The organism is Streptomyces cellostaticus (genome assembly GCF_001513965.1).
Lineage (GTDB): Bacteria > Actinomycetota > Actinomycetes > Streptomycetales > Streptomycetaceae > Streptomyces > Streptomyces cellostaticus.
In genome coordinates, this window is the sequence record NZ_KQ948124.1 from 1 (window position 1) to 526 (window position 526).

1 protein-coding gene is annotated in these 526 nt (G+C 68.4%); it reads right to left on the reverse strand.

What is annotated here, in order from left to right:
- On the reverse strand, nucleotides 1-526 hold a 526-nt coding region (locus AQI88_RS42350; protein WP_208616110.1), incomplete at both ends, for a polyketide synthase dehydratase domain-containing protein.

The following is a 526-nucleotide window of genomic DNA, read 5'->3' on the forward strand; positions in this document are numbered from 1 at the left end:
AGAGCCGGGAAGGACCAGCGGCTCCTGAAGCGTCAACTCCTCCAGGACACCGCACCCGGCCAGATCGCCGGCGTGGACCGCCAGGTCCACAAACGCGGTACCGGGCAGCAGGACCGTGCCGTGGACCGCGTGATCGGCCAGCCACGGCATCGCGGCCAGCGACAGACGACCCGTCAACACCAGCCCGTCACCCTCGGCCAGCCACACCGCGGCCGCCAACAACGGGTGCCAAGAACGCTGCAGACCGATCGACGAAGCATCCCCACGACCAGTGACAGCCTTCGGCCAGTAGCGCTGACGCTGGAACGGATACGTCGGCAGAGCAACCTTCCTCGCGCCATCGGCGGTCACCGTTGCCCAGTCCACCTCGACACCAGCCGCATACGCACCGGCCAGCGCGGTCAACCACCGCCCACGGCCGCCATCGCCGCGCTGCAAACTGGCCGCCGCCACCAGATCCTCACCGGCCTGCGCAATAGCCATACCCAGCACCGGATGCGGACTGACCTCCACAAACACCCGGTAG